Source organism: Nostoc sp. UCD121, assembly GCF_014222285.1.
Classification (GTDB): Bacteria; Cyanobacteriota; Cyanobacteriia; order Cyanobacteriales; family Nostocaceae; genus Nostoc.
This window is the reverse complement of sequence record NZ_JACKZS010000435.1, coordinates 1-1,929: the sequence shown is the minus strand read 5'-3', so window position 1 is coordinate 1,929 and position 1,929 is coordinate 1. Positions and strand designations below refer to the sequence as shown.

Below are 1,929 nucleotides of genomic sequence, written 5' to 3'. Positions count from 1 at the left end.
GAATGAGAGTAGGGAGGCAGGGGGGACAAGGGGACAAGGGGGACAATGAAAATAACCATGCCCAATTCCCAATTCCCAATTCCCAATACTTCGACTTCGCTCAGTACAAGTTCCCAATTCCCAATTCTCCATGCCCAATTACATATAACCTAATTAGGAGAAAATTATGTCATCAAAAGTAACAGTCAAAAATGTAAATATCGGCATTGACGAGGCGAGTAGGGCTAAAATTGCCGAGGGTTTATCTCGTCTGTTGGCTGACACTTATACACTTTATCTGAAAACTCATAACTTCCATTGGAATGTAACGGGGCCGATGTTCCAAACCTTACATTTGATGTTTGAAACCCAGTATACAGAATTAGCTTTAGCGGTTGATTTAATAGCCGAGAGAATTAGAGCGCTTGGCTATCCCGCACCGGGAACGTATAGCGAATATGCCAAACTGAGTTCGATTCCAGAAACTCCTGGAGTTCCGAAAGCTGTTGAGATGATTCGCTTATTAGTGGAAGGACAAGAAGCCGTAGTCAGAACTGCACGGTCTATTTTCCCCGTGATAGAGGAAGTTAACGACGAGCCTACTGCCGATTTATTAACTCAACGGATGCAAGTACACGAAAAAACCGCTTGGATGTTGAGAAGTTTACTGGAAGAATAGGAATTAGGGAATAGGGAATAGGGCATTGGGAATTGGGAATTGAGAAAAAACTTAATTACCAATCCCCAATGCCCAATACCCAGTCCCCAATACCCACTTGCCCTGAGCGGAGCCGAAGGGATGCCCAATGCCCAATGTCCAATGCCCCATTCCCAAAAGTTGCAAGATTTAATGCAACAGGTGGGTATTTCTAGTTTTAAAGCGCTGAGTCGAACTGCTGGTGTTTCAGAACGGCAACTTTTGCGGTTACGCCAAGGAAAGCTAGAGCAAATGCGGGTAGATGTGCTGCTGAAGCTGTCACCAGTGCTACAGATGCCATTGAATGAATTAATCGCAACTTTTTCAACCGTAGAGTTATTACAAGAGAAAGCAGCGCCCAGTCAGGAATTGTTACAAGAGATTACAGATTTAAGAAAAGAGTATCAGCGATCGCAGCTTCAATTAGAACAACAGCGAGAAATATTACTACAAGAACTCCAGCAGTCAACTTTACAACTGCTGGAGTCTTTATTATTACAATGGCCAACAGCAGCACAGAAAGCCCAAGAGAATCCACAGATGGCGGCAGTGAAAATAGTACCGTTAGTGCAGAAACCTCTGGAAAAGCTTTTACAGGCGTGGGGAGTGGAAGCGATCGCACCCGTGGGAGCAGAATTACCTTATAACCCCCAACTACACCAACTGATGGAGGGAACTTCATTACCTGGAGAAATAGTCAAGGTACGCTACACTGGCTATCTTCAAGGTGACAAGCTGCTTTACAGAGCTAAAGTCAGTCCTGTTTGAGGGAGTTAGGGGTTGGGAGTTATAAATTCATAACTCTTTACTTTTTGTGCTGTCTGTTGAAAAATGACAGATATTGGGAATACTAAAATTGCTAAGGCGATCGCCTCTGAGAAGTTCTGTTAAAGCGTTGGTGTAGATTTAAGCTTACTTGGCGCTGTTGAAACCGAAATTTTTAGCTCTAGAGCAGCATTCCAGAGATAAATTATTTCCATAATGTAAGTAATCGGACATAAATAAAAAAATATTTGGGAAATAATCTGAAAAGTCATAACTTCAGCTTGTAGATCAGTAGATAGCTACATCAATGAGATGGAAGTAAGTTGGCGTTAAAAATCAACATCTGTGATAAAAAATAAAATCAGCGAACAGCTTGGAAATTGGTTATTCCAATGTTTTTACACAACTAAACATACATGGATTTTATCATGCCAACTTAGCAATATTGTTATTTATAGTTAGTCTGTTTGTAGTAGAAAAAATATACT

Annotated in this window: 2 protein-coding genes; both read left to right on the top strand. The window is 41.4% G+C overall.

Features of this window, described 5'->3' with window-relative positions; all coding sequences use genetic code 11:
* The first annotated feature begins 166 nt into the window (after positions 1-166).
* On the top strand, positions 167-658 hold the full coding sequence (locus GNF10_RS36640) for a Dps family protein (protein ID WP_012410091.1): 492 nt from the start codon (positions 167-169) through the stop codon (positions 656-658).
* 120 nt (positions 659-778) lie between these two features.
* Positions 779-1,444 (top strand): nucleotide exchange factor GrpE, encoded by a 666-nt coding sequence (grpE, locus tag GNF10_RS36635; RefSeq protein WP_185584282.1) that lies wholly within the window; start codon positions 779-781, stop codon positions 1,442-1,444.
* The last annotated feature ends 485 nt before the right edge of the window (positions 1,445-1,929 follow it).

Bases quoted from the DNA above. Each gene is read 5' to 3' on its own strand.
- GNF10_RS36640 (WP_012410091.1), top strand. From the start codon at position 167: ATGTCATCAAAAGTAACAGTCAAAAATGTAAATATCGGCATTGACGAG.
- grpE (WP_185584282.1), top strand. From the start codon at position 779: ATGCCCAATGCCCAATGTCCAATGCCCCATTCCCAAAAGTTGCAAGAT.